We start from the raw sequence: 24939 nt of genomic DNA on the forward strand, positions 1-24939 counted from the left end.
AATGATTCCCCTTCATTTGTTGTAAAAGCTTTTACATCTTATACAACGTACTTAAAAAGTTTTTCTCTCATATTTACTTAGAAATCATACAGGATTTAAAAAACCCTTTCCTCTTAAGAAGAGAAAAGGGCTTGTCTGGTACTGCTATTTAACGATTAACACGGGGGCTGTGACACGCTTGGCCACCTTATGACTGACGCTGCCAAGCACCATTTCCTGAAAAGAATTCAATCCGCGACTGCCGACGACAATAAGATCGAAGCCACCTCGATTGGCAAAGCTGACAATAGTCGGTCCGGGTTCGCCATGCTTAATAACAAGCTGGTAGTTGATTTTCCGTTGTTCAAATGCGCCTTCAATTGGCGCGAGTCTCTTTTTGCGATCGATATGGAGATCATCGCTACCCGTAGCATGGAGGGCATCCGTACGGACACGCTCAAAGTCGAGCACATAGAGAATTTCAACAGAGGTATTGGGACTTAAAGCGGCCAGCATGGCAGCGTGTTCAGCTGCCCGGCGTGAGTTTTCCGAACCGTCGATCGCAACAAGAATTCTATTATACATTGAATCACCCCTTTACTTTGTATAAGGAATGGAAAGACGTTCAAGCAATGACCATAATGGCGCTAGAACCGGCATCGATATTTATACAACTCATTCCCCAAGAACGATGTTTAAAAACATGAGAACGATCCCTGGAAAGCCTTCCGCGTCCACCGGAACGGATGTTAATGCCGGAATGAAGAATAATTGAATCGCTCCACGAGCAACCCGCGGTTTAAACCGTGTATATGATAGCAGAAAAAGAAATTTCAGTCTAGAATGTCCAGAATGGGCGGAAATAGCATGACAATCAAATGCCTATTTGAATCGCCTTGCATATTATCGGAAATTTGCATATAATAAATTCAATCAAACGAATATTTGAATGAGGTGACATGATGACGATAAAAGAAGTATGTGAAGTGACAACGATGCATGAAGAAGTGGTGACACGCGTGCAAGATTCACTACCGGATTTGGGCGCGGCGGTTCAGATTTTTAAAGCATTGGCCGATGAAACCAGATTAAAAATCGCCTATTCTTTAACGTTGGAAAAAGAGATGTGTGTCTGTGATGTTGCAGCGGTCATCGGTTCTTCCGTGGCAACGGCATCGCATCATTTACGATATTTACGTGAGCAGGCGCTTGCAAAATCACAAAGAAAAGGAAAAATGGTGTACTATTCGCTCGCGGATAATCACGTTCACCAACTCGTGAAAATTGCGCATGAGCATGCGGAAGAGGGTGCAAAAGATGGCGGTAGTTGACAAACAAGAATATCGACTCGAAAACTTATCCTGTGCGAGCTGCGCCATGAAATTCGAAAACAATGTCAAAAATTTACCTGCTGTTCGAGATGCTCAAGTGAACTTCGGAGCATCCAAATTATCATTTAGCGGCAATGCCACGATTGAAGATTTGGAGGCAGCGGGTGCTTTTGATGGCATAAAGGTAGTTCCGGTCCAACAGAGACAACCGGAGCCGAAGCAACCGTTTTTCGCTCGTAAGGAAAACGTAGTGACGGTCCTGTCATTCCTTTTTCTACTGGCAGGTACGATTCTTTCGTTTCGCTATTCGGAGACGCATCCTGCCGCTGTCGCCTTGTTTGCGATTTCCATCGTAATAGGTGGAGCGGATATGTTTAAAACTGGGCTTCGCAACTTAATCCGTTTCGATTTCGATATGAAAACGCTCATGACGATTGCCATTATCGGGGCCGCAGTTATCGGAGAATGGCGTGAAGGTGCTGTCGTTGTGTTTTTATTCGCTATCAGTGAAGCGCTAGAGGCTTATTCGATGAACAAAGCGCGTCAGTCGATTCGCCAGTTAATGGATATTGCCCCGTCTTCCGCCTTTGTAAGACGTGGCCATGAAGTGGTGGAACTGGAAACGGAAGATATTGTGGTTGGCGATGTCTTAATCATCAAACCCGGTCAGAAGATTGCGATGGACGGTACCGTTTTGAAAGGTACTTCCACAGTTAACCAAGCGGCGATCACTGGTGAAGCGGTGCCAGTCCTAAAGAAGACGGGAGACGATGTATTCGCAGGTACACTCAACGAAGAAGGTGCGCTTGAGGTAACTGTAACGAAACTGGTCGGAGATACGACGATTGCGAAAATCATCCATCTTGTTGAAGAAGCACAAGCGGAGAAAGCACCTTCCCAAAAGTTTGTCGATCGGTTTGCAAAATACTATACCCCAGCCATAATCGCCATCGCGTTTCTTGTTGCCATCGTACCGCCACTGCTCGGCGGAGAGTGGCACGCATGGATCTATCAAGGGTTGGCCGTACTCGTTGTAGGATGCCCGTGTGCGCTCGTTGTATCCACCCCTGTTGCCATCGTCACAGCGATCGGGAACGCTGCGCGTCAAGGAGTGCTGATTAAAGGCGGCGTTCACCTGGAAGAAACGGGGCATTTGACGGCGATCGCCTTTGACAAAACAGGTACATTGACGAAAGGGTATCCAGAAGTAACGGAATTTATTGTCCGCCAAGGGCTGGATCCACAATCGCTTCTATGCTCCATTGCAGCTGTAGAGTCTTTGTCCCAGCATCCGCTCGCGAAAGCGATTGTCAATTACGCTGATCAGCAAGGAGCAGAAAGGACGGAGGCAACCGGATTCCAATCCGTCACCGGAAAAGGGGCTTACGCAAAAATTGCCCATCAAACGGTCCATATCGGCAGCTTGAGTTGGATACAAGAACTTGCCTCGGTACCGGAAGATGTACTGCAACAAGCAGCTGCCTTGCAACAGGAAGGGAAGTCTGTCATGGCGGTTGTCGTCGATGCAGAATATAGCGCCTTGCTAGCTGTTGCGGATCCGATCCGTTCAGAAAGTGGCGAAGTGTTGAAACAATTGAAGGAAATCGGTATCCGACACACGGTCATGTTAACAGGAGATCATCCGACGACAGCAAAAGCCATTGCAGAAGAATTAGGTGTAACGGATGTTCGCGCTGGGCTCATGCCGGAAGATAAGCTAGTATACATCAAACAATTAAACGAACAATATGGACGTGTCGCAATGGTTGGCGATGGGATCAATGACGCACCCGCTTTAGCAGCGGCATCTGTCGGGATCGCGATGGGCGGTGCCGGAACGGACGCAGCATTGGAAACGGCGGATATTGCGTTGATGGCCGACGACTTAGGAAAACTACCTTATTCCATTAAATTAAGTAGAAAAACGTTGCGAATTATTAAAGAAAACATTATGTTTGCATTAGGCTTAAAAATAGTTGCACTACTTCTTATCATTCCGGGATGGCTGACGCTATGGATTGCCATTTTCGCGGATATGGGGGCGACGCTTCTTGTCGTACTGAACTCGCTTCGCTTATTGCGGGTTCATAAGTAACGAAGTAGGCTTGCATGGAGGCGAATTCTAATGCATTTACAAGAATGGACGATGGAGGAGCAAGAACAGCTCATTCATTTTATGACAACGAACACATGGCCTTATCATGGCAATTCCCATCCGGGTCGCGCATTGATTGAAAAGGCTATTGAAGAAGGCGGTTACCAGTCGGATGAAGTGAAAACATTCTGGGTGGAAAATGATGCCCGGGAAAAAGTCGGGATTGTGAAAATTTATGATCTAGCGGATGAAATTCCGATGTTTGACCTTCGGATTGCAGATATGTCGAGAGGGAATGGCTATGGGCCGAAAGCGCTTCGGCTCGTAGCGGAATATGTATTCAGCCTTCCGAACAAGAAAATTCGTTTGGAAGGTCATACGCGACAAGATAATCTTGCCATGCGGAAAACATTTGAACGGGCTGGTTTCGTGAAGGAAGCTCATTTGCGAAATGCATGGTTTTCACCAAAGGAAAATGCTTATTACGATGCGGTGACATATGGCATTACACGGGAAGATTTTACAGAAGGAACAACGACACCTGTCATCTGGGAAGATGGGGAGAAGTCGCGAAGTTCAGCAACAGCACGACGGATTGCGGACTTCCCTAGTTCGTTTGAAACGGAACGACTACTGATTCGGGCACCAAAGCTTGAGGACGCGGAGGAAGTTTGGGAAGCGACCCGTAAATCATTGACGATCCTTCGCAAATGGATGCCATGGGCACAGCCTGAACCAGAATTGGATACGACGAAGGAAAGTTTAAGAAAAGCTGTCGCACAATTTATCACACGAGAGGATTTGCGTTTTCATCTTTACCATAAAGATACGGGCGCTTTCGTCGGCGCATGTGGTCTTCATCGCATCGATTGGTCGATCCCGAAATTTGAAATCGGCTATTGGCTATCTTCAGAATTTGAAGGGTATGGCTATATGACGGAAGCCGTGCAGCGGATTGAACAATTTGCGTTCGAGCAACTCGGCGCACATCGGGTGGAAATCCGTTGTGATGAAAGCAATATGAAAAGCAGAAGCGTTGCGGAACGTGCAGGCTTTACACTTGAAGGGATACTTCATCAAGACTCCTTATCGCCCGATGGAAATGTTTTACGGAATACATGTATTTATGCGAAAATAGGATGAGTAGGGATCAAAAAAAGGGATGCCGACATACGTCGACATCCCTTTCGTTACAGAGTTCTTCTTCCTGTCACAAGTTGGAAGATGAAGATTATGCCAGCGACCACGAGGAGGAAATGAATGAGTCCTCCACCGATTTTTAATACTACACCTAGTAACCAAATGACAATTAATGCTACAATGATTAGCCAAAGAATTCGGCCCATGTATATCCCCCCTAATTGTTATGTACTCAGAAAATACCCTGCAAGTAGAATGCCTAAACAATTCATTTGGGGAGGAATACGTGTGGAAACGAAGGAAGGTAGCTAAAAACGCGATGTCCGGTCGCGATGGCTACATCCCCTGCCTTGTGCAGGTTAATACATACTGGAGGTGGTACGAATGGCAACACCAGGTATGGAAGATTACCTCGAACAAATTTATTTGCATATTGAAGCGAAAGGGGTTGCACGTGTTTCGGATGTCGCGGAAGCATTGGCAGTCCTACCTTCTTCTGTAACGAAAATGGCCCAGCGGCTAGATCGAGAAGGGTATCTTGTTTACGAGCGTTACAAAGGGCTGGAGTTGACGGAAAAAGGGTATAAGTTTGGTAAGAAATTGGTCAGGAGACATGAACTACTTGAACAGTTTCTTAGAATTATCGGTGTCGAAGAACAAAATATATACGGCGATGTAGAAGGGATTGAACATCACCTTAGTTGGAATGCCATGGATCGGATTACAGATCTTGTCGAGGCGATGAAACAGGATCCTGAATTTGTAAAAAAACTACGTCTACAGAATCAAGAGGAAGAGGTGGATTGCTAATGGCGCAATTGAAATCCGGCTTTACAGCCGAATTAAAAGTAGTAGGGCGTGAAGGATCACGCTGGGTGTTAGAGGGTGATGAGGACCCGATTATGATGAACGTATCCGATGCAGATGAGGCATTGCAAGAAGGAGATGACGTGCAAGTTTTCTTATACACGAATCGCCGGGGCCAACTGACTGCGACGATGCGAATGCCGAACATGACAAGTGAAACGTTCGGATGGGCGCGTGTGATTCGCGTGGACGATCGAGAAGGGGTCTATGTCGATATCGGTTCCTCCTTTGAAGTGCTCGTCAACCGGGCGGATATGCCACGCATCCGGTCATTATGGCCACAAGTGGATGATGCCTTGTACATGACACTCCGAACTGATTTAGGCGGCAATATTTTTGGGCGATTGGCAACGGAAGAAAAGGTTCAAGAGCAATTGATCGAAGCACCGACTTCCTTGCATAATCAAAATGTAAAAGCGAGAGCATACCGTTTGCTACCCGTAGGTTCTTTTATGCTGAGCGTACCGGAAAATTACCGGATTTTCATCCATAACTCGCAACAGGAGAAAGAACCGCGTCTTGGACAGGAAGTTGACGTCCGGATTATCGGGATACGGGACGATGGCACATTGAATGGTTCCCTGTTACCAAGAAAAGAGGAGCGTTTGGGAGATGATGCCGAAACGGTCTTCCGCTATTTAACCGAAGTCGGTGGCCGGATGCCATTTACAGATAAATCGACACCGGAAGAGATAAAGGAAATGTTCGACTTGAGTAAGGCGGCATTCAAACGTGCATTAGGCAAACTGATGAAAGAAGGGAAAATCGTCCAAAACGATGGTTGGACATCGCTGAAGTGATCAGAGGGAACTTTTCAAACTACGAAGCGTACTAATCGTATAAGAAGGGGGAATTGACATGAAGCGATTTTTAATCATAATAACTGCTATGTTGCTTGTAATAGGCATAGCGAGTCCATTGACGGCACAAGCCGATGAAGGAGTAGTTGACGAAAGGCTTGGTGTCCCGATTGTCGTCTATGGAGCTGATTTATCTGAAACTGAAAAAGAAAGTGTTAAGAAAAGCCTAAAAGTTGCAGAAGAGGCGGAAGTTGAAGAGATTATCGTCTCCGGTAGCGACCTTGTTAAGTATATTAAAGATGGTAATGATAAGGCGAGAATGTATTCATCGGCTAAGATTACGCGGCAAGAAGCGGGAAAAGGCTTGGTTATCTCCATTGTCACAGAGGACAATATTACACAAGTCACATCGGAAATGTATGCCAACGCTATGTTGACAGCGGGAATCGAAGATGCGATTGTAGAAGTGGCAGCACCGAAAAAAGTGACTGGCCACTCCGCCCTTGTCGGCATTTACAAAGCGTATGAAGTGACCGGCGAGACACTCGATACCGAACGGACTGACGTTGCCAACGATGAATTGAACTTGGCGACAAAGTTTTCAAAAGAAGCGGGTGTAGATAGCGACAAAGTTTCCGAACTTCTGACGGAAATCAAAAAACAAATTGCAGAGAAAAATCCGGCTACGAAAGAAGAAGTTGAGAAAATCGTGACGGAACAACTAAGTAAATTGAATATCGAGTTAAGTGAAGCGGATCGGCAGTTATTAATTGATTTGATGGATCGCATCCGAAACTTGGATATCGATTTCAATAAATTCTCCGAGCAACTCTCCGATATGACATCGAAAATCAAAGAGAAAATCGGCGAAATCGATCCGAGCTTTTGGGAAAGTGTCAAAGAATTCTTTGCAAAACTGTTTGAATCCATTCAATCCTGGTTCAAGTAAAGAGCTAGAAGTTAAGAATAGATGGACTTTTCCGAAAAGAAACGATTGTCTAGCTTGCCACTAGGTGTTAAACTGATACTAGCTTGAATTCAAGGCACGAAACATTGATCATTAATCTTACATTGCAAGAAAAGGGGTCATGTAGATGGAATTTGAATTTGTGGAACTAGGTGGAGACGCATTTGCGTTTCGGAATGAGCAGGATGGAAAATTGCTCGCGGAAATTACATGGACGATTCTTGGAGACGTCATGGTGATGGATCATACATTTGTTTCTACGGATTTACGCGGGCAAGGAGTAGCGAAGAAATTATTGGATCGCGCGGCAACCTATGCACGTGAACAAGAGCTAAAGATGGAGCCTGTCTGCTCATATGTTGTCACGGCATTCGAACGCTATAAAGATTATGAAGATGTAAAAGTATAACTTGATTCAGCAGAAGTCCCCACTTTCATAAGTGGCGGAATGAATGCCAAAATTCATTTCAATCAGAGGGAGTTCAAACTCCCTGTAGCTGACGCTTCGCTTTCAGTACAAAAAGATTTGCTGATTAGAGGAACTCAGGCTAAGATCGCCGCGTCCTGCAGCAACGCCTGAGTGACCAAAATCCTGTTGGCCCAAGCCTCTGGCGGATGTCACAGATTTTGAAAGGTATCAATTGCGCTTATCTAAGTGCCTTAATTTCTGCAAAAGGCGCAGAAATACGGCAAATCGAACCCTTCGCTTTTCGATTCGCAATTCAAAATCTGGACGCAATTACGCTGAGGCGTAATTGATTGGACCGATTGAAAAAGACAATCCGTAGCAAGAATATGCCGCCGGATTGTCTTTTTCGTTTGATGCGAAATTGGCGGTTTCGATTTAGAAAAATGAATGCTTAATCACAAAGAAAAGGTAGAAAAAGTGAAACTATTTCTATGAAGAAGCGTATAATCATTATAAGATTAAAAGAAAGGGTGCGTAAAATATGATAAACCGCACGGCGGAAAAAGTATTATCCATCATCAGTGCCGTTTTTACGGTACTTGGAATCATCTCCACCGTAGTCATGATGATATTTTATAACTTTTTGAAGTCTGATCCGATGATCCAAAAAGAATTTGAAGCGGAGATGTTGGCAGATCCGACGATTAATCCGGAGGATCTTGAGTGGATCTACGGCATGTTTAATTTCCTTGGTGGTTTGATTTGGTTGTTCGTCATTCTTCTTATTATTAGTTTGATCTTGAACATTATTGGCATTGTGAACATCTGGAAAAACAAAAATCCGAAACTCGCAGGAATTATGTTTATCATTGCGGGTGTATTGGCTGGGATTATTAACTTAACATCCATCCTTCTCTATATCGCAGGGATTCTTTGCTTTACAAAAAAGCCGCCACAAACTAACGAACAGATGTATGTGGATGATGGGAATGGTGGAACGATGCGACCTTTATAAGTCAAAAAGAAAAAACGCTTTCCTAATAGGTGGAAAGCGTTTTTGAATAGTAATTTAGACAAGTACTGGAGTTTGTATATAGTAGACGTATTGCGCAGTTAGAACAGGAAGTCCTTGGAAATCTTCTTCAAAAACATCGAGTAATTCAAATCCTTGTTTTTCATAGAAAGCTCTTCCGATGGCATTACGTGCATCCACATAAACAAATAATTGTTGGGCGTCCTGCAACATGGTGAGGGTGGACTTGAATAGTTTTTCCCCATAACCGGCTTGTTGGTATTCAGGTAAGATGTACATTGCCGTCAGCTCGGAGTCGCCATCTTCATCTTTTCTTGTAAAGCTGGCAAAGCCGATCGGTAAACCTTGCATTTCAGCGATGAGAACGTTCGTTTTTTCCATTCGCTTTTCCATCATCGCGTGGGAATAGAAACGATCGATAAACTGTTTTTGGATTTCTTCTGGAATTATATCTTGATAGGTTGCATTCCAAGTTTTACGGGCGATGTGTTGAACGTGCACGCAATCCTTGGTTGTCATGTGTCGGATCATTGCACTGTCACCTCTGCATCTATTTTCACTATCATAACAAATCTTAAGGTCAAAAACTACAGCTGTAATCAAAATGACATATAAGGGAAATATACCGGAATGACGCGGGATCCCGATGGTTTGGGAAACAGTTTCCTATCACAAAATGGATAAGCAAAAGTTTCTAATTCAGTAAATAAGGGTATACTCATTACATATTCGATATTTAAACAAAGCGAGAGGAATGGTGAATATGGGACGTAAACGAAGTAATAATCTATTGCTCGCAACGATGGCTGTTGGAGCGTATGCCTATTTTAGCAAAAAAGAAAATCGGGATAAGGCACAGGTCGCTTTCAATAATATGAAAACCAAAGTGGAGTCGTTCATCAATACCCAAAAGATGAACCGTGATTCCGATACGAAAGTCGGTCATTCGGACCCATATGATTTACAGGATAATAAGATGGTAAGCGAAGGTGCCCAAACGAGCGTTCATTACTATAACCAAGAAGTAGAAGATAAAGGTGCTAGCGAAGATACAGATGGACTTTATCATAAAAAAGAACAGTCAGAATTGGAAAAGGAATCATCGAACCAATAAGTGGAAGGTAGACAAAGATTATTTTGTCTACCTCTTTTTTTTTTACGTTAGTTCCAGTGAATTCACTTTATTTTTAAAAAGATGTTAGAAAATTATTTTTATGGGTATCTAATAGATCATAAAACTAACAAACTGTTTAGAAGAAAAAGCGAAATGAGTGGAGCTTGTGAATATGCAGAAGACGATGAAGATCAAAAAATCCCTGTTGGTAAGAAATCAGGTACATGACGGTGAGTCAAATGGAAATTACGAAGGAATTGAGACGTATTACATAACGGAAAGAAAGTTGTTGACCCATATCCTTCTATTGGAAAAAGAGAAAGCGCGAAAAGAAATCCAATTTCTTTTAGAATACAGGATACGCTATGCGGAGATGGGTCCATTTGAAACGATCAAATACTACTTAATCAGCCTCTCCTCAATGGTTGCAATGCAATTAGAGAAAAATTCCCATATGCCGGCAAAAGCATTTGCTTTTAATAACGCATGTATGGTCTTGATCAAAACGAAATTGAATGAAGAAAATACCCTTGAATTCGTGGATGAACTGCTTGAGTTTTATACGTATACGCTAAAAAACAAGAATGGACTTCCCCTTTCAAATCAAATCGTGAACAAAGTCATCCTACATATTTCCTGTCACTTGGAGTCGCCTATCACGGTAGAGGAGGTAGCTAGGGAATTCAATATTAGTACGAGTCATCTTTCCCGGATTTTCCGAGTACATACAGGTGTGACACTTGTTGAATACATCAATATCCGCAAAGTAGAAGAATCCCAATATGTTTTGCGTTTTACAAATCGGAAAATATCCGATATATCCGACCAATATCACTTTTGTAACCAAAGTTATTTCACGCGCTTATTCAAGAAGTATGCGGGGCAGACGCCGAGGGAATTTAGGAGCAATCTTTCTGTCAGGTACTTTCGTTTCAGTTTTCCATTGAAAGAGAAATAGAGGATGTTCCCCCCTGAATAGTATAAAGTTCAGGCAGTGGGAAGATCTGGAGTGGATGCTTCGCTTTTAGTGCAAAAGCAGACATTCGTTGTAATCCAATGACAGTTTGAGGTATACTTTTCAGTAGTTTAAATTAGTGAAGGTGAATTTATTGAAAAAGAGAATTGGATTAGTAACAATGTTGCTGATAACCGCTGCCTTTCTAAGTGGTTGTGCCGGTGTTGAGAACAAAGAAGGTACATTTTACAATGTTTTTGTTAAACCGATGGATTGGTTACTGACGTTCTTTAGTGACATATTCAACGGAAGTTACGGTTTGGCGATTATTTTAATTACTGTATTAATCCGCTTGATTCTAATGCCGTTCATGTTGAAAAATTATCGGGCACAGCAGGATATGAAAGTGAAAATGGATGCACTTCGCCCTGAAATGGAAGACATTCAAAAACGGCTGAAAGAAGCGAAGGAAAGTGGAAGTAAAGAGGAGCAGATGAAACTTCAGCAAGAGATGATGGGCCTTTATTCGAAGCATGGAGTGAATCCGCTCAATATGGGTTGTCTTCCGTTGATCATTCAAATGCCGATCATTATGGGTCTTTACTTTGCAATTCTCCATTCGCCGGAAGTGAAGTCACATCCATTCCTTTGGTTTAACCTAGGGGAACCTGATATTTTGATGATGCTTTTAGCGGGTGCTGTTTATTTTATACAGGCGCGTATTTCACTTTGGACAATGCCTGAACAGCAACAACAACAGATGAAAATGTTCATCTATATGTCACCGATTATGATAATGTTCATTTCCTTTAAAGCGATGGCAGCGCTACCGCTTTACTGGGCAGTCGGCGGTATTCTCCTCATCTTCCAAACGTATTTGGGACGCAAACTTTATTACAAGCCTGCCCCGGAAGCGGCACCAGCTGACAAAGCTGAAATTGCGGAAGACGATAAAAAAGGAAAAGATGGTAAATGAAACTAGGCCGGAGAGCGATCTTCGGTCTTTTTCTTAAGGGGGATACGATTTTGCAAGGCAGATGGTTAGTTGGAATTGGAATCGTTGTGGCTGCAGTTGCTTCTTTATATTTCATTATCAAGCTGGATTTGAATCATGCGGTGATTGCCTTAATGGCTTTGTTCGCTCTAACGAACGGTAGCCGTGCAAAATCCTTTAAAGAGCAGGGGATGGAACGTGAGTCAAAATGGATGCGCTGGATGTCGATCTTTTTCGCAGTAGCCTGCATCCTATTGTTCATCACTAATGTAATCATGTGAAATGTGGACGTTCGCGGGAACTGAATAATCCGTAGAGCGTCCTTTTTGAATAGTGACCTATTATATTTTGTCAGCAAACGAATACTGTCGGATCGAAATGATGGTAGACTAGAGATAGATTTGGAGAAGGAATGATCATTCATGAAACGTAAAAACAAATACGTAAAAAAGAAGAAAACGGGAAAAGGGCTGACCATCACCTTATTGGTGACGGCTTTGGTCGGATGCGGTTTGGTGGCCATCCTTGGATTCAATGGGTGGGATATTGAAAAAAGTACGCAATCGGTTCAGACGTTCTTTGGTCTACCCAATGATTCGATCGAGCAGGCGGGGAGCGAACCGGATGCGGAAGGAACGACGAATGGGCAGGTAGAGGAAACCTCTGGAGACGTTACAGAACAAGGTGGGGATGCTGGCAGTGAGCATCAGGAGATGACTGTCGATGCTGGCGGTTATATGATCAATCAGCAGTTGCCTGAAGAACCGACCTATGTCAATCAAGTTCTACTCGCCAATAAGAAAAATCCGCTGCCGTCGACGTTCGCTCCGGGAGAGGATCCAGTGGCGCGCGAAGCGTTTGAAAAAATGGCGGCGGAAGCGAAACTTTCAGGTTTTAACCTCACTGCTTTCAGTACGTACCGATCGTTTGAGTACCAGAAGACGCTTTATGATCGCTATGTGGAACGCGATGGTAAAGAAGCGGCGGATACTTATAGTGCACGTCCGGGTTATTCTGAGCATCAAACAGGACTCGCATTTGATATTGGCGAAGTGAATTTTGAAAAGCATTGGGCCTCTTCCTCGTTCGGTGAGACGGAAGCCGGGAAATGGCTAGCTGCAAATGCACATCGCTTTGGCTTTATATTGCGCTATCCAGAAGGGAAAGAAGACGTTACCGGCTATATGCATGAATCTTGGCATTACAGATATGTAGGCGTTGAAATAGCGACTGATGTTTATAATCGCGATATTACATTGGAAGAATACCTAGGCATCAAGTAAACGATTCAAATTGCAAAACGAAAAAGGGGCATACCAGGTGAATGGTACGCCCCTTTTTCATCGTCTAGACTCCGGGCGGCAGGCGCCCTGCGCTTTTGTTCTTCATTATAAAATCGGTGAAAGCAATCGCGATACGGATTCTTTTATTTTGATCATGCGGGAGCGCTCTAAATACATATCGTATGTCAGCTCTGTAGATAATAGCATATCTTGTTCAAATAATTCAGCTAGCTCATGGGATTTTTCACGATCATAGATGAAAGCGTTAATTTCAAAGTTGAGCTTAAAACTGCGGACATCGATATTGGCAGTGCCGACCGTGGACAATTCGTCATCGACGACAATCTGTTTCGTGTGTAAAAAGCCGTTTTCGTAAATATAAACTTTTGCACCAGCCTTCAGCAATAGGCCGACATTGGAATAAGTCGCCCAATATACGAACATATGATCTGGTTTGTTTGGAATCATAATCCGCACATCGATCCCGGAAAGGCAAGCGATGCGCAACGCATCTAAAAAGCTGACATCCGGAATAAAGTATGGTGTTTGGATATAGATATACTTTTTCGCAATGAAAATCATCTTTAAATAGCCATCTTTAATCTGTTCCCATTGCTCATCCGGTCCGCTGGAGACGATTTGTACACCGACCGAGCCTTTGCGAGGAATAATTGGAAAATAACGTTCTGCATATTCAATATCATTTTTTTCAGATGCTTGGTTCCAGTCAAGGATGAATCGCGTCTGTAATGGGTGCACCGAGCTTCCTTCGATGCGAAGATGTGTATCACGCCAATAGCCGAATCTCCTATTCAGACCTAGATATTCATCGCCTACATTAAAGCCGCCGACATAGCCGATCCGCCCATCAATGACGACGATTTTTCGGTGATTTCGATAGTTGAGGCGCGGATTGATCAGTGGGAGGGTGGCTGGGAAAAATGCTTCAACTTCCCCTCCGTGCGCGACGAGTTCCTTCAAGTGTCTCTTGTGTAACCCGCGGGAACCGATATCGTCAAATAAAACGCGAACTTTAACGCCTTGTTTCGCCTTCCGGATTAATACGTCGTAAATCCTTTTCCCAAGATGGTCTAGTCGCAAAATATAATATTGGAAATGGATATGATCTTTAGCCTGTTCAAGGTCATGGATAAGTGCGTCGAACTTCGCTCTGCCATCATTGAAAATTTGGATATCATTGTCTTGGGTCAATACAGCGTGGTTATTTCTGAGATGAAGGTAAATCATATCTCGGTAATGGGCCGTGTCGTCCAACCTAAAATCGAATGTACCTTGTTCAATCGCTTCAATCTGATAATCGATCAATTGATCGATACCAATTTTATGTCTTCCTTCCCAACGGAAAAGATGTTTTTCTCTTAGCTGCCTACCGAGAAGGAGATAAATGAAGAACCCGAATATGGGGATGAAAAAGAGTACGAGGAGCCAAGCCCATGTGGAAGTAGGGTCTCTTCTTTCAAGAAAAATGAGTGCGATGGCCAAGCCGATATTGGAGATTAGAATGGCTGTCACGATAAGGTTGATTAATGGGGTCATAAGCATCCTCCTTTACAAAACGTACTTCTCTATTAGTATACCTAATTATCGTTTGGAAATAATGATAATCTGCTTATTGGTGAGAAAACCTACTTGACTGATTGGTATTGAAGATATAATATCTATACTGTATTGATTTGAGAAGCTAGGAGGAACATTAATTTGGATACATTATTTCTTTTGTTAAATATAGCAGGGTTACTTCTGCTTGTCGGTATATTATATGGGATGCACCGTAAAAAGGTTTCATTTTCAAAACGTGTATTTACGGGACTCGGTCTTGGAATTGCTTATGGTCTCATTTTACACTTCGCTTACGGAGCGGATTCCACAGTGTTGAATGATTCGATGCCATGGTTCAACTTGATTGGTACAGGATATGTCAAGTTGCTTCAGATGATTGTCATGCCTCTCGTTTTCATTTCGATTTTGGCTGCCTTTACAAAAGTGACAATCGGTAAAAACTTTGGGAAAATGGCAGGAATGATCTTAGGGATTCTTGTCGGGACGACAGCTATTGCCGCAGCCGTCGGAATCGCAGCGACGCTTCTGTTCGGTTTGGACGCCTCTGAAATTGTTCAAGGGGAAGCAGAGACCGCTCGTGGTGCGGCGATTGAAGAGCGTTCCGTAGGTGTTGCGGACCGCGCATTGCCTGATCAACTCATTGATCTCTTGCCCGCGAATCCATTTCTTGATTTTACAGGCGCACGTCCAACTTCTACAATCGGCGTGGTCATATTTGCCGCATTTCTAGGTTTTGCGTATTTGGCCCTTTCGAAAAGGGACGAGAAAAATGCAGCTACCGTGAAAAAAGGGATCGATGCCATTTATTCACTAATCATGGGAGTAGTGAAGATCGTCTTACGTTTGACGCCTTATGGCATCTTGGCGATTATCGCAAGAACAGTGGCGACATCTGACTTTGCGGCCATTTACAGCCTTGGTAAATTTGTGTTGGCATCTTATGTGGCTATCTTGGTCATGTTCGGTATTCACCTACTTATCATTACCCTATCCGGATTAAACCCAATCACCTACGTGAAAAAAGCTGGGGAGGCATTGATTTTCGCTTTTACTTCAAGATCAAGTGCCGGTGCATTGCCGCTTAACATTGATACGCAAACAAAGCGTCTTGGGGTGCCTGATGGAGTAGCCAACTTTGCCGGCTCATTCGGATTGTCGATCGGCCAAAACGGCTGTGCAGGCATTTATCCTGCGATGCTAGCGGTGATGATTGCGCCGTCAGTCGGACAAAATCCATTGGAACCAACATTCTTGCTTACGTTGATCGCTATTGTAGCGATTAGCTCATTCGGTGTTGCAGGTGTCGGAGGGGGAGCGACATTTGCAGCGATCCTCGTACTATCAGCTATGAACCTACCCGTTGTGTTAGCAGGGTTGCTCATTTCCGTAGAACCACTTATCGACATGGGCCGTACCGCATTGAACGTCAGCGGCTCAATGACAGCGGGTGTAACGACAGCCCGTGTGACGGGGGAACTCGATAAAAAGATCTACAACGAACCGCTTGAAAAGCAGACGGTGGAAGTATAATCGAATTTGAGCCTAAACATACCGCCGGACGAAACCTCGTTTCCGGCGGTTCATTTTTATTCTGAAACAGTCTCAAAATTGCGGAGTGATTTGGCAGTTTTCCTGAACGCCATGATGAGCCCGATGGAAAGGACTGCAAGAATGGAGGAGACGAAATACATACTGCCTGCTTGTTGTGTGAAAATCCATGTGAACAATAGCGGACCGATAATGCGCCCCATATTATCCATGGAATAAGTCATTCCTGCGGCTGTTCCGTATTTCCCACCAGATTCTTTTGTGGTCAATGAAACCAGTACCGTCCGAGCGAGTGCGTTCCCGGCGGTGAAGACGCTTAACGCAAACCCGGCCCATAAAAGACTCGAAGTGAATGGAATGAGCAGGAGTCCCAAAGCCGTGACGATTTGCGCCCCGATAATCCACTTCGTTTCCGAACCGTTTTTAACACGTCGGACGACACCGCCTTGAATGACGGCATCGACAAAACCGCTTGCCATGAATAGGTAACCAATCTGGAGGGGCGTGATTTCAATTTTCGACATTTGGAACAGTTGAAATGTCGATTCAAGACCTGCAAGTAGGAACGTCACCATGAATGAAAACAGGAATAGATAACGAATCCGATATTGCCACAGCACGGTCCCACCTTTCGGAAGAAGTGCGCGTTTGTTCGCCGAACCGCGACGTTCCGGTTCTTTCAAAATCATTGACGCATAGACGATCAAAAACAAAGTCAAGACGCCTGAACCAATAAACGGTAATTGAAGGCTAGAGTGACCGAGCACGCCCCCGATAGCCGGCCCGAAGATGAACCCGAGCCCGATCGACATACCGAGAAGGCCCATATACTTGTTTCGGTTTTCTTCATCCGTTAGATCCGCAACAAAACCGGTCACGGCCGTATAGAGTGCTCCAGAAAACACCCCGCCGACTACACGTGATACATACAGCAATGGCAGATTCTCAATGAATAACGCAAATAAGAAGAAACTCAAACTAAATCCGGCAAGTCCTAGCAGAATCAGCTTTTTCCTTCCCGTGCGATCTGACAATGATCCCCAGAGCGGCGCAGTGAAAAAAGAAGCAAGTGCATAGACTGTCAGCAATCCGCCGACATGCACTTCAGAAAACCCTTGTTGTACAACGACCTCAGGCAGAATCGGGATAATAATACCAAAACCTAGATATACAAAAAACTGGACAGACATCAGGAGAAGAATCACTTTTTTCATATAAATACCTGCTTTCTACCAAATCGATAACTCTATTCTACCCCTACAAAGCCCATTCGAACAACGGAAAAGGGGGTAGAAAGCGGAGGACACTGTATTTATAAAAGAAAACAATCGAATTATGGAACATAGCAACGTTTCTCGTAAAGTAATCAACAGAATCACAAAACAATACAATGTTTGATGAAAAGTATACAACGTACTCGAACAAAGCAACGAATCCCACTAAGGAACCAATATCCCGCCAAAAGAAAAACACCGCAGAAATTCCGCGGTGTTCCCCCAACTAACCTAATCCCTCAATTTCACCCTCTGTAACCGCAGGGCATTCAATACAACTGATACCGAGCTGAAGGCCATGGCAGCTCCGGCTACCCAAGGGGCGAGCAATCCGGCTGCTGCGATCGGAATACCGATGGAGTTATAGGCCAGCGCCCAAAACAGATTCTGTCTAATATTTTGGACGGTCAATCGGCTCATTTTGATCGTGTCGGTTACCCGCAACAAGTCACCGTGCATGAGTGTGACATCGGCGGCTTCCATGGCGACCGCGGTGCCTGTGCCCATGGCCATCCCGATGTCCGCGACGGCCAATGCTGGTGCATCGTTAATGCCGTCGCCGACCATGGCGACCTTTTTCCCTTCGGCTTGTAGGGAAGCGATCACCTCCGCTTTCCGTTGCGGAAGGACACCGGCGATGACATGATCGATTCCTGCATCGCCCGCAATGGCTCGGGCTGTTCTTTCCTGATCACCGGTGAGCATGATGACATCGAGGCCAAGCTCATGTAATTCTGCAATTGCTTGTTTTGACGTATCTTTCAAGGTGTCTGCAACGGCAATCGTTGCCGCGTGTATACGATCGATCGCCATATACATGACGGTCTTGCCATCGTTTTCCAGAATTTCTACGTCCGCGAGCATAGGATCGAATGGAATCGCATGATCGACCAACAATTGATGTGTCCCCATCAGCATGGTGCTTCCGTCAACGGTACTCGAAATCCCGTGTCCTGGAATGGCTTCAAAATGATCGACTTTAGGCAATGTAGTGGTGGCTGCAAGCCCATATGAGATGATCGCTTTTGCTACCGGGTGTTCCGAATTATTTTCGGCTGCTGCTGCCAGTGCGATGACGCGGTCTCTTACAAAGCCGAAAGCGATTTTGAAATCGGTCACTGCCGGTGCACCTTGTGTGATCGTGCCGGTTTTATCGAGTACGACTGTATCGATCGCTTTCGTGTTTTCCATTGCTTCTGCCGTTTTGAATAAAACCCCTTGCTCCGCGGAGCGTCCTGAACCTGCCATGATTGAAGTTGGCGTGGCAAGACCTAATGCACAAGGACAGGCAATGACGAGTACGGCGATCATGTTTACGAGGGCCCCTGCGAAATCGCCAGCATCGATTAGCAAATACCATACAAGAAAGGTCACCACGGCAATACCGACAACAATCGGAACAAAAATTCCGGAAATCCGATCGGCCAGCCGCTGAATCGGGGCTTTCGATCCTTGGGCTTCCTCGACAACCCGGATGATATTGGAAAGGACCGTATTTTTTCCGATGTTTTTAGCTTTTATGCGCAATGATCCGTTTGCATTGACTGTTGCTGCGTAAACAGCATCGCCTTGCTTTTTATCGACAGGTAAACTCTCCCCGGTCAACATCGATTCGTCAACAGCAGATGTACCCGAAATAACTTCCGCGTCAACCGGAACGGAAGCCCCTGGCCGGATGATCAGAATGTCCCCGACTTGGACGTCCGCAATCGGAATTTCGATGGTGGACCCATCTTTCTCAACAATCGCCATTGTCGGTTGCAGTCCCATCAGTTTCTTAATGGCGTTAGAAGAGCGTCCTTTCGCTCTCGCTTCAAACACTTTGCCGAGAAGGATAAGTGTAATGAGCACTGCACTCGTTTCAAAATAAAGGCCGTGCTCTGACCTGCTTAAAACGAGGTAGACGGAATAGAAATAGGCGGCAGAGGTCCCTAGGGCGACGAGGACATCCATATTGGCGCTGCCATTTCGGAGTGAGAAATAGGCCCCTTTGTAAAATGTCCATCCAATAGCAAATTGGACAGGCGTCGCCAATGCCCATTGCGTAAATGGATCAAGAATATAGTCTGGCACATACATCCAAGACGTAAAGGAAAAATGGGAAACCATTGTCCAAAGCAAGGGTAAGGATAAGAGTGCAGATATGAAGAATAGCTGAGTCTTATGCCGTATTTCTGCTTGACGATGATCTTCAGGCCCATCTGAGATCTCGCCTTTTATTACCGCGTCATAGCCCAGTTTTTGAATTTTGGATACTAACTCTTGCGCACTTAAGACGCTTGGATCATACTTCACTTTTCCCGTTTCAAGGGCAAGATTGACAATTGCCTCATGCACGCCATCCATACGGGATAATCCTTTTTCGATACGTGCCGAACAAGCGGCACATGTCATACCAGAAATTTGTACATCGATCTCATCCTGTACAACATCGTAACCGAGCGAGCGGATTTTATGTTGAATGGCGGGAAGGTCGATTGTTTCGTTATCGAACGAAACGACTGCTTTTTCTGTTGCAAAATTGACATTCGCGGACAGAATACCGTCCATTCGTTGCAGCCCTTTTTCAACCCGGTTTGCACAGGCGGCACAAGTCATGCCGATAATCGCGATGTCTGATTTCTTTTCGCTCATCTGAATAAACCTCCTCTCTGTCTCTAATTCTATAAGGGTGCCAGTAATCCTTTACCCTTGAGGGGTATATAATAATAAAAAAAGAACTGCGGCATGCCGCAGTGACAGTCTACATTATTGTTGAACATTGGTTTGATCGCTTTCATAATCGATTTCGATATTGTTCGATTCGAGGTTCATTTTCGCATTAATTTTGTAATGGTGACAAGCAGTTCGTCCAGTATATCATCATCGCCTTCAGCGAGACGGTCTTTAACGCAGCCTTTCAAATGGCCGTCGAGTAATACTTTCGCTACACTGTTAAGCGCAGACTGGGTAGCTGATAATTGTGTAATGATGTCATCGCAATAGACATCTTTTTCAATCATGCCTTTAATCCCTCGAATTTGTCCTTCCACCCTGTTCAAGCGGTGGATTAAATTCGTTTTCACTTTTTCGGGATGATGGCTCTTTCTGCATGATAGCGTAGATGACTCTTCCGGATGTTCATCCATCATAAGGTCTTTTGCCAAGATTTCGCCTCCTTCACTATTCTTATCTTATTGAACCTGTCAGGGGTATGTCAATTTTCTACTTAATTTGATTCAGTAAAAGTCTAGCTTGTCTACGAGGGACGTAATTGATTTTTAAATTTTGACGTATGAAACCTTTACAATTCGGTGAAATTGTAACAGAAATGAAAGATTTAAATGAGGGCGGGAGTGGTATCATTGGAGTAACAGCGAAATGGAACAATTTTCATTCATTAGAAGAATCTTTATCTTCACACGCCCGGCGTGATTGATAGTGTTTTTTGAAGAAACTTTATGGTTTTCTTATACGTCCATACCATGTAGAAAGGTCGAGGTGGAAAAGATGGCTCAAGAAGTTGATTTGAAAAAGATCATCTCCAACTTGGCGAAGTTGGGTGTTTCGGCTACGCTGACGAAATCCCGTCTGGAAATGCTGAAAGCCCTCGCGCCACCTGTACAAGACCCGCAACCACAGTCACAATAAAATCATACGAAAAGCTCCGCTCGGGAAACGGTTCCCCAGCGGAGCTTTTTCGTTGTTCAGGCACTGTCTAGCCTCCCGAGTCGCTTGAGCCTACAGGATGTAGGTCATGCAGTCGTCGCCGCAGGACGCGGCGATTTTAGACTGCCTTCCCTAATGCTGATCAAGGCAAAGAGCGCCTTGATCTTCAAGCCTTCCAGCGCTTGTCGAGGCTGACCAGCCGCTTCCGCTTTTCGTTAGTCCTCTTCGTCCGAGCTGAATAGGTACGTCCGGTGATGGAATTTCATGCTGAATACGAGTCCGATGGCCAGCATATTTCCCATGAGAGAACTGCCACCATAACTGATGAAAGGCAGTGGAATTCCGGTAATCGGCAAGAGCTGGATGGTCATGCCGATGTTTTCAAAGACATGGAACGTGATCATCGCGATGATCCCTGCGCAAATATATGTGCTGAACGGGTCTTTCAATTCAAGCGTAATTTTTGTCAAATGATAAATTAGGAAGAAATACATACAGATAACAAGGCTCGCGCCGATGAAGCCCCAGTCCTCAGATATCGTCGTGAAGATGAAATCGGTATGGCTTTCCGCGACATACACTTCACGGCCTTGGTATCCTTTACCGAATGTTTGGCCGGAACCGATCGCATTGAGTGAAGTGATCAGATGCCGACCTTCATCAGACGAATACGTATACGGATCGAGCCAAGAGTAGATCCTTGCCGCCTGATAAGGAGAAAAGCCGAGTTTGTCTTGTAAAAATTGCTGAGCATATAGTGCCATCCATAGCAAGGTGACTCCGATGGTGGCGGTTCCTGCAAAAATCGGGACAATGATGCGCCATGTAATCCCAGCGACAACGATCAATGCGGCTGTAATGGCCATAAAAACGAGCCCTGTCCCAAGGTCTGGCTGCAGCATGATGAACAACAAAGGAACGAATAGGACCCCCATGATTTTCCCAAGCAGTAAAAAATCCGTCTTCAATGTTTTCTCGATGAATTTTTCGTGATGTTTGGTAATCATCCGTGCCATACCAATGATGAAGAATGTTTTCATGAACTCTGCCGGCTGGATGCTACCAAGACCAGGGATATGGAACCAGCTTTTGGCGCCATTTCTTTTTGCGACAAGTGCTAGACTATCGGGAAGAATATACAACACCGCCAGTAGGAAAATTCCGCCGCCGTAAATGATCCAAGCGGCTTTTTTATATTGGTCGGGCTCTAAATACATTGTAATCGCAATGATGATAGCGCCCACGACATACCACTGGATTTGGGATGGAACGAAGTTGATGGGCATTCCGAACATGTCTTTGTATTGACCGGTCGTCTGTGCCGATGCAATTGCAAACAGGCTGATTAGACAAAATAGCAGCAACATGAAGGCGAGTGTCCAATCGAAGCGTTCCTTTTGCTTATTATCTATTTTCATTTATAGTCACCTTTGTTCCAGAATAAATAAGGTTGAGGGGCATTATCCTCATCCAAGAAAGGGTTGCCGAATTATAGAACGTTGTCATCATCGGTTTCGAACAAATAGGTTTGATGATGAAATTTCATGCTGAACACCAGTCCAATCGCAAGCATATTACTGAAGAGAGAACTGCCTCCGTAACTGACGAAAGGGAGGGGAATCCCTGTGATTGGAAGTAGTTGAATTGTCATGCCGATATTTTCAAAGACGTGAAATGTCAGCATGGCAATAATTCCTGTACATACATAGATGCTGAACGGGTCTTTCAGTTCCAGTGCCACTTTCGTCAAATGATAAATCAGGACGAAAAATAAGGTGATGACGATGCTGGCACCTAGAAAGCCGTACTCTTCCCCAATCACACTGAAGATGAAATCTGTGTGATTTTCGGGTATATAGACTTCACGACTTTGAAAACCTTTTCCAGCCATCCCTCCTGAACCGATTGCTGTCATGGACGTTAGCAGGTTATATCCCTCGTCTGAAGGATATGAATGCGGATCAAGCCACGAGTAGACCCTTTTAAACTGGTAGCGAGAAAAACCAAGTTTCTCTTCCATGAAATCTTGTGCATAGAGAGCCATCGATAATAATGCTGCACCGATTGCAGCCGCCCCTGTAAAAAGGGGGAGCAGTATTTTCCATGAAATGCCGGCTACCACAATGATTGCAGCGGTAATCGCAATGAAAACAAGCGCGGTTCCCAGATCTGGTTGTTTGACGATAAAAGCGAGTGGAACGAAAAGAACCAGCATTATTTTTCCGAGAAGGATAAAATCCGTCTTTATCGATCGATCAAAGAACCTCTCATTATGCTTACTTACCATTCGTGCCATGCCCAAGATGAAAAAGGTTTTAATAAACTCGGAGGGTTGAATTCGGCCGATCACAGGTAAGTTAAGCCATCTTTTGGCACCTAGGCGGATTTCAGCGATTTGTCCCTGGCCGCCAGGCGCGATCATCAGAAAGAAAAGGAGAAGAATTCCAAAACCATACAAAATCCAAGCCATCTTTTTATAGTGTTCCGGTTCAAAGTACATGGTCATCGCAATAATTAAGAATCCGATGATATACCATCTGATCTGAAGTGGAACGAAGTTGATCGGATATTGGCCGGATGTTTGTGCCGAGGCGATTGCAAACAAGCTAACGATGCAAAAGAGCAATAATATAAAGGCAAGCGTCCAATCGAATCGGTCGGCAGGCCTATTTGTCAATTTCACTTTCATTCACCTATGTTTCATATAATACAATCACTATCAGTATAACGCATAGAAGTTATAGTTGCATATCCTTCTATTGGACGCATTGTGAACTGTGAGGTTGCCCTTGAAAAGTTGTGCGTGCTAAACTGAGGTATCGAAAACTTATGGATCGTGAGGGAAAAAAATGAGAAAAAAACTTGCTTTGGTATACGGGGGGAAATCTGCGGAGCATGAAGTTTCCTTGTCGACTGCACGTGCAGTGACACAAGCGGTGGACTTTGGAAAATATGAAGTGATTCCGGTATACATCACGTATGAAGGAGAATGGCGGAAAGGCAAGCCGCTTGAACATCCCGCAAAAACGATCGAGGAATTACGCTTAGCTGGAGACGGTACGAGTCAGCCGGATAGTATGCATGGGTTTTTGAACGGCGAGACCCCTGACATCGTATTTCCGTTACTACATGGCACGAACGGGGAGGACGGTACCGTTCAAGGATTATTTGAAGTAATGAATGTCCCTTACGTCGGAAATGGTGTACTCGCTTCGTCGGCAGGGATGGATAAAGTGGTCATGAAGCAATTGTTCGCACAAGCTGGATTGAAACAAGTGCCATATGTGCATTTTATCCGGACTGCATGGGAACGTGAAAAAGCGCAACTTGTGGAGAAGATGGAGCAGGAGCTTGGTTGGCCGATGTTCGTGAAGCCTGCTAATCTTGGATCGAGTGTAGGGATCAGTCAAGCGACGGATCGGGAAAGCTTAATCGAAGCGGTAGAACTGGCATTGAAGTTTGACCGGAAAATCATTGTAGAACAAGGTGTGACGGCACGGGAAATCGAATTGGGCGTCCTAGGAAATGACGAGCCGAAATGTTCGGTTTCAGGTGAAATTAAACCTGTCGCTACATTTTATGATTATGAAGCGAAGTACAAAGACGGTAATACGGCTCTGGTTATTCCAGCAGAGGTGACGAATGAAGTGACGGAAAAGATGGAAGATGCGGCAATCCGCGCATTCAAAGTGCTCGATTGTTCAGGACTGGTCCGTGCAGACTTTTTTGTGACAGCCGACAATGAAGTGTTGATCAACGAAGTGAATACGATGCCAGGCTTTACGCCGGTAAGCATGTTCCCGCTTCTTTGGCAGAAAACAGGTGTGACATATCCTCAATTGATCGATCAGTTGATTGAGTTGGGGATGGAGCGTCATACAGAAAAACAACGTTTACAATATACGATGGATTGAGAGTGGT

General features: G+C 44.6%; 25 protein-coding genes. 16 read left to right on the plus strand and 9 right to left on the minus strand.

Features of this window, described 5'->3' with window-relative positions; all coding sequences use genetic code 11:
- Nucleotides 1-144: 144 nt before the first annotated feature.
- Nucleotides 145-564 (minus strand): universal stress protein, encoded by a 420-nt coding sequence (locus ACFPRA_RS03970; RefSeq protein ID WP_381431005.1) that lies wholly within the window; start codon nucleotides 562-564, stop codon nucleotides 145-147.
- Between the two features lie 377 nt (nucleotides 565-941).
- On the opposite strand from ACFPRA_RS03970, the gene ACFPRA_RS03975 reads away from it, so the two are divergent.
- From ACFPRA_RS03975 to ACFPRA_RS03985, 3 genes are read left to right on the plus strand one after another with little or no spacing between them, the layout of a single operon-like run.
- Nucleotides 942-1310: an ArsR/SmtB family transcription factor gene (locus tag ACFPRA_RS03975; protein ID WP_381431008.1), complete on the plus strand. Its 369-nt coding sequence runs from the start codon at nucleotides 942-944 to the stop codon at nucleotides 1308-1310.
- Nucleotides 1297-3405 carry a heavy metal translocating P-type ATPase gene (locus ACFPRA_RS03980; protein ID WP_381431010.1) on the plus strand — a complete coding sequence of 703 codons (2109 nt, stop codon included), beginning with the start codon at nucleotides 1297-1299 and terminating at the stop codon, nucleotides 3403-3405. Before ACFPRA_RS03975 ends, ACFPRA_RS03980 begins: the two co-directional genes overlap by 14 nt.
- Before the next feature lie 30 nt (nucleotides 3406-3435).
- Nucleotides 3436-4548: a GNAT family N-acetyltransferase gene (locus ACFPRA_RS03985; RefSeq protein WP_381431012.1), complete on the plus strand. Its 1113-nt coding sequence runs from the start codon at nucleotides 3436-3438 to the stop codon at nucleotides 4546-4548.
- A gap of 47 nt (nucleotides 4549-4595) precedes the next feature.
- Here ACFPRA_RS03985 and ACFPRA_RS03990 read toward each other — a convergent pair whose 3' ends face one another.
- Nucleotides 4596-4751, minus strand: coding sequence for a lmo0937 family membrane protein (locus tag ACFPRA_RS03990; RefSeq protein ID WP_381431014.1), 156 nt, complete (start codon nucleotides 4749-4751; stop codon nucleotides 4596-4598).
- A 178-nt stretch (nucleotides 4752-4929) separates the two neighbouring features.
- Here ACFPRA_RS03990 and mntR point away from each other — a divergent pair, with 178 nt between their 5' ends.
- The 5 genes from mntR (at nucleotide 4930) to ACFPRA_RS04015 (ending at nucleotide 8603) form a co-directional block, all read left to right on the plus strand.
- Nucleotides 4930-5355 carry a transcriptional regulator MntR gene (mntR, locus tag ACFPRA_RS03995; protein ID WP_381431016.1) on the plus strand — a complete coding sequence of 142 codons (426 nt, stop codon included), beginning with the start codon at nucleotides 4930-4932 and terminating at the stop codon, nucleotides 5353-5355.
- Entirely contained in the window at nucleotides 5355-6212 is an 858-nt protein-coding gene (locus ACFPRA_RS04000) for a CvfB family protein (RefSeq protein WP_381431018.1), read from the plus strand. The genes mntR and ACFPRA_RS04000 overlap by 1 nt, the downstream gene beginning before the upstream one ends.
- Nucleotides 6213-6270: 58 nt before the next feature.
- Complete coding sequence (locus ACFPRA_RS04005; protein WP_381431020.1) at nucleotides 6271-7161, plus strand: DUF1002 domain-containing protein; 891 nt, start codon at nucleotides 6271-6273, stop codon at nucleotides 7159-7161.
- A 145-nt stretch (nucleotides 7162-7306) separates the two neighbouring features.
- Entirely contained in the window at nucleotides 7307-7588 is a 282-nt protein-coding gene (locus ACFPRA_RS04010) for a GNAT family N-acetyltransferase (RefSeq protein WP_381431022.1), read from the plus strand.
- Between the two features lie 541 nt (nucleotides 7589-8129).
- Nucleotides 8130-8603, plus strand: coding sequence for a DUF4064 domain-containing protein (locus tag ACFPRA_RS04015; protein WP_381431024.1), 474 nt, complete (start codon nucleotides 8130-8132; stop codon nucleotides 8601-8603).
- A 54-nt stretch (nucleotides 8604-8657) separates the two neighbouring features.
- On the opposite strand, the gene ACFPRA_RS04020 is transcribed toward ACFPRA_RS04015, so the two are convergent.
- On the minus strand, nucleotides 8658-9152 hold the full coding sequence (locus ACFPRA_RS04020) for a GNAT family N-acetyltransferase (RefSeq protein WP_381431026.1): 495 nt from the start codon (nucleotides 9150-9152) through the stop codon (nucleotides 8658-8660).
- Between the two features lie 232 nt (nucleotides 9153-9384).
- Here ACFPRA_RS04020 and ACFPRA_RS04025 point away from each other — a divergent pair, with 232 nt between their 5' ends.
- The 5 genes from ACFPRA_RS04025 (at nucleotide 9385) to ACFPRA_RS04045 (ending at nucleotide 12967) form a co-directional block, all read left to right on the plus strand.
- Complete coding sequence (locus ACFPRA_RS04025) at nucleotides 9385-9735, plus strand: hypothetical protein (RefSeq protein WP_381431028.1); 351 nt, start codon at nucleotides 9385-9387, stop codon at nucleotides 9733-9735.
- Nucleotides 9736-9907: 172 nt separating this feature from the next.
- Nucleotides 9908-10693: a helix-turn-helix transcriptional regulator gene (locus ACFPRA_RS04030; protein WP_381431030.1), complete on the plus strand. Its 786-nt coding sequence runs from the start codon at nucleotides 9908-9910 to the stop codon at nucleotides 10691-10693.
- Nucleotides 10694-10844: 151 nt separating this feature from the next.
- On the plus strand, nucleotides 10845-11666 hold the full coding sequence (gene yidC, locus ACFPRA_RS04035; RefSeq protein ID WP_381431032.1) for a membrane protein insertase YidC: 822 nt from the start codon (nucleotides 10845-10847) through the stop codon (nucleotides 11664-11666).
- Nucleotides 11667-11716: 50 nt separating this feature from the next.
- Nucleotides 11717-11965, plus strand: a complete 249-nt coding sequence (locus ACFPRA_RS04040) for a hypothetical protein (protein WP_381431034.1) — start codon at nucleotides 11717-11719, stop codon at nucleotides 11963-11965.
- Nucleotides 11966-12106: 141 nt separating this feature from the next.
- The gene (locus ACFPRA_RS04045) at nucleotides 12107-12967 is read left to right on the plus strand and encodes a M15 family metallopeptidase (RefSeq protein ID WP_381431035.1); all 861 of its coding nucleotides are present in this window, start codon (nucleotides 12107-12109) and stop codon (nucleotides 12965-12967) included.
- Between the two features lie 105 nt (nucleotides 12968-13072).
- On the opposite strand, the gene cls is transcribed toward ACFPRA_RS04045, so the two are convergent.
- On the minus strand, nucleotides 13073-14524 hold the full coding sequence (gene cls, locus ACFPRA_RS04050; RefSeq protein ID WP_381431037.1) for a cardiolipin synthase: 1452 nt from the start codon (nucleotides 14522-14524) through the stop codon (nucleotides 13073-13075).
- A 228-nt stretch (nucleotides 14525-14752) separates the two neighbouring features.
- Here cls and ACFPRA_RS04055 point away from each other — a divergent pair, with 228 nt between their 5' ends.
- On the plus strand, nucleotides 14753-16078 hold the full coding sequence (locus ACFPRA_RS04055) for an L-cystine transporter (RefSeq protein ID WP_381431092.1): 1326 nt from the start codon (nucleotides 14753-14755) through the stop codon (nucleotides 16076-16078).
- 56 nt (nucleotides 16079-16134) lie between these two features.
- Here ACFPRA_RS04055 and ACFPRA_RS04060 read toward each other — a convergent pair whose 3' ends face one another.
- From ACFPRA_RS04060 to ACFPRA_RS04070, 3 genes are all read right to left on the minus strand, one after another.
- Entirely contained in the window at nucleotides 16135-17310 is a 1176-nt protein-coding gene (locus ACFPRA_RS04060; protein WP_381431038.1) for an MFS transporter, read from the minus strand.
- A gap of 291 nt (nucleotides 17311-17601) precedes the next feature.
- Complete coding sequence (locus ACFPRA_RS04065; protein ID WP_381431040.1) at nucleotides 17602-20004, minus strand: heavy metal translocating P-type ATPase; 2403 nt, start codon at nucleotides 20002-20004, stop codon at nucleotides 17602-17604.
- Nucleotides 20005-20180: 176 nt separating this feature from the next.
- Nucleotides 20181-20498 (minus strand): metal-sensitive transcriptional regulator, encoded by a 318-nt coding sequence (locus ACFPRA_RS04070; protein ID WP_381431094.1) that lies wholly within the window; start codon nucleotides 20496-20498, stop codon nucleotides 20181-20183.
- Nucleotides 20499-20859: 361 nt separating this feature from the next.
- On the opposite strand from ACFPRA_RS04070, the gene ACFPRA_RS04075 reads away from it, so the two are divergent.
- The gene (locus ACFPRA_RS04075; protein WP_381431042.1) at nucleotides 20860-21000 is read left to right on the plus strand and encodes an Lmo0850 family protein; all 141 of its coding nucleotides are present in this window, start codon (nucleotides 20860-20862) and stop codon (nucleotides 20998-21000) included.
- 233 nt (nucleotides 21001-21233) lie between these two features.
- On the opposite strand, the gene ACFPRA_RS04080 is transcribed toward ACFPRA_RS04075, so the two are convergent.
- Together ACFPRA_RS04080 and rodA are read right to left on the minus strand one after the other, a co-directional pair.
- Nucleotides 21234-22436 carry an FtsW/RodA/SpoVE family cell cycle protein gene (locus ACFPRA_RS04080; RefSeq protein WP_381431045.1) on the minus strand — a complete coding sequence of 401 codons (1203 nt, stop codon included), beginning with the start codon at nucleotides 22434-22436 and terminating at the stop codon, nucleotides 21234-21236.
- 71 nt (nucleotides 22437-22507) lie between these two features.
- A complete protein-coding gene (rodA, locus tag ACFPRA_RS04085) occupies nucleotides 22508-23701 on the minus strand; it encodes a rod shape-determining protein RodA (protein ID WP_381431047.1) in 1194 nt (397 codons plus the stop codon).
- A gap of 166 nt (nucleotides 23702-23867) precedes the next feature.
- Between rodA and ACFPRA_RS04090 the strand changes: the two genes are divergently transcribed.
- The gene (locus ACFPRA_RS04090; protein ID WP_381431048.1) at nucleotides 23868-24932 is read left to right on the plus strand and encodes a D-alanine--D-alanine ligase; all 1065 of its coding nucleotides are present in this window, start codon (nucleotides 23868-23870) and stop codon (nucleotides 24930-24932) included.
- The last annotated feature ends 7 nt before the right edge of the window (nucleotides 24933-24939 follow it).

It is taken from the genome of Sporosarcina soli, assembly GCF_042655805.1.
Classification (GTDB): Bacteria; Bacillota; Bacilli; order Bacillales_A; family Planococcaceae; genus Sporosarcina; species Sporosarcina soli.

Bases quoted from the DNA above. Each gene is read 5' to 3' on its own strand.
- ACFPRA_RS04070 (WP_381431094.1), bottom strand. From the start codon at position 20,498: ATGGATGAACATCCGGAAGAGTCATCTACGCTATCATGCAGAAAGAGC.
- ACFPRA_RS04000 (WP_381431018.1), top strand. From the start codon at position 5,355: ATGGCGCAATTGAAATCCGGCTTTACAGCCGAATTAAAAGTAGTAGGG.
- ACFPRA_RS04080 (WP_381431045.1), bottom strand. From the start codon at position 22,436: ATGAAAATAGATAATAAGCAAAAGGAACGCTTCGATTGGACACTCGCC.
- ACFPRA_RS04005 (WP_381431020.1), top strand. From the start codon at position 6,271: ATGAAGCGATTTTTAATCATAATAACTGCTATGTTGCTTGTAATAGGC.
- ACFPRA_RS04055 (WP_381431092.1), top strand. From the start codon at position 14,753: ATGCACCGTAAAAAGGTTTCATTTTCAAAACGTGTATTTACGGGACTC.
- ACFPRA_RS04060 (WP_381431038.1), bottom strand. From the start codon at position 17,310: ATGAAAAAAGTGATTCTTCTCCTGATGTCTGTCCAGTTTTTTGTATAT.
- ACFPRA_RS04030 (WP_381431030.1), top strand. From the start codon at position 9,908: ATGCAGAAGACGATGAAGATCAAAAAATCCCTGTTGGTAAGAAATCAG.
- ACFPRA_RS04020 (WP_381431026.1), bottom strand. From the start codon at position 9,152: ATGATCCGACACATGACAACCAAGGATTGCGTGCACGTTCAACACATC.
- ACFPRA_RS04090 (WP_381431048.1), top strand. From the start codon at position 23,868: ATGAGAAAAAAACTTGCTTTGGTATACGGGGGGAAATCTGCGGAGCAT.
- ACFPRA_RS03970 (WP_381431005.1), bottom strand. From the start codon at position 564: ATGTATAATAGAATTCTTGTTGCGATCGACGGTTCGGAAAACTCACGC.
- ACFPRA_RS04075 (WP_381431042.1), top strand. From the start codon at position 20,860: ATGGCTCAAGAAGTTGATTTGAAAAAGATCATCTCCAACTTGGCGAAG.
- ACFPRA_RS04015 (WP_381431024.1), top strand. From the start codon at position 8,130: ATGATAAACCGCACGGCGGAAAAAGTATTATCCATCATCAGTGCCGTT.
- ACFPRA_RS03990 (WP_381431014.1), bottom strand. From the start codon at position 4,751: ATGGGCCGAATTCTTTGGCTAATCATTGTAGCATTAATTGTCATTTGG.
- ACFPRA_RS04010 (WP_381431022.1), top strand. From the start codon at position 7,307: ATGGAATTTGAATTTGTGGAACTAGGTGGAGACGCATTTGCGTTTCGG.
- cls (WP_381431037.1), bottom strand. From the start codon at position 14,524: ATGACCCCATTAATCAACCTTATCGTGACAGCCATTCTAATCTCCAAT.
- ACFPRA_RS04045 (WP_381431035.1), top strand. From the start codon at position 12,107: ATGAAACGTAAAAACAAATACGTAAAAAAGAAGAAAACGGGAAAAGGG.
- ACFPRA_RS04065 (WP_381431040.1), bottom strand. From the start codon at position 20,004: ATGAGCGAAAAGAAATCAGACATCGCGATTATCGGCATGACTTGTGCC.
- ACFPRA_RS03975 (WP_381431008.1), top strand. From the start codon at position 942: ATGACGATAAAAGAAGTATGTGAAGTGACAACGATGCATGAAGAAGTG.
- ACFPRA_RS03980 (WP_381431010.1), top strand. From the start codon at position 1,297: ATGGCGGTAGTTGACAAACAAGAATATCGACTCGAAAACTTATCCTGT.
- ACFPRA_RS04025 (WP_381431028.1), top strand. From the start codon at position 9,385: ATGGGACGTAAACGAAGTAATAATCTATTGCTCGCAACGATGGCTGTT.
- mntR (WP_381431016.1), top strand. From the start codon at position 4,930: ATGGCAACACCAGGTATGGAAGATTACCTCGAACAAATTTATTTGCAT.
- ACFPRA_RS03985 (WP_381431012.1), top strand. From the start codon at position 3,436: ATGCATTTACAAGAATGGACGATGGAGGAGCAAGAACAGCTCATTCAT.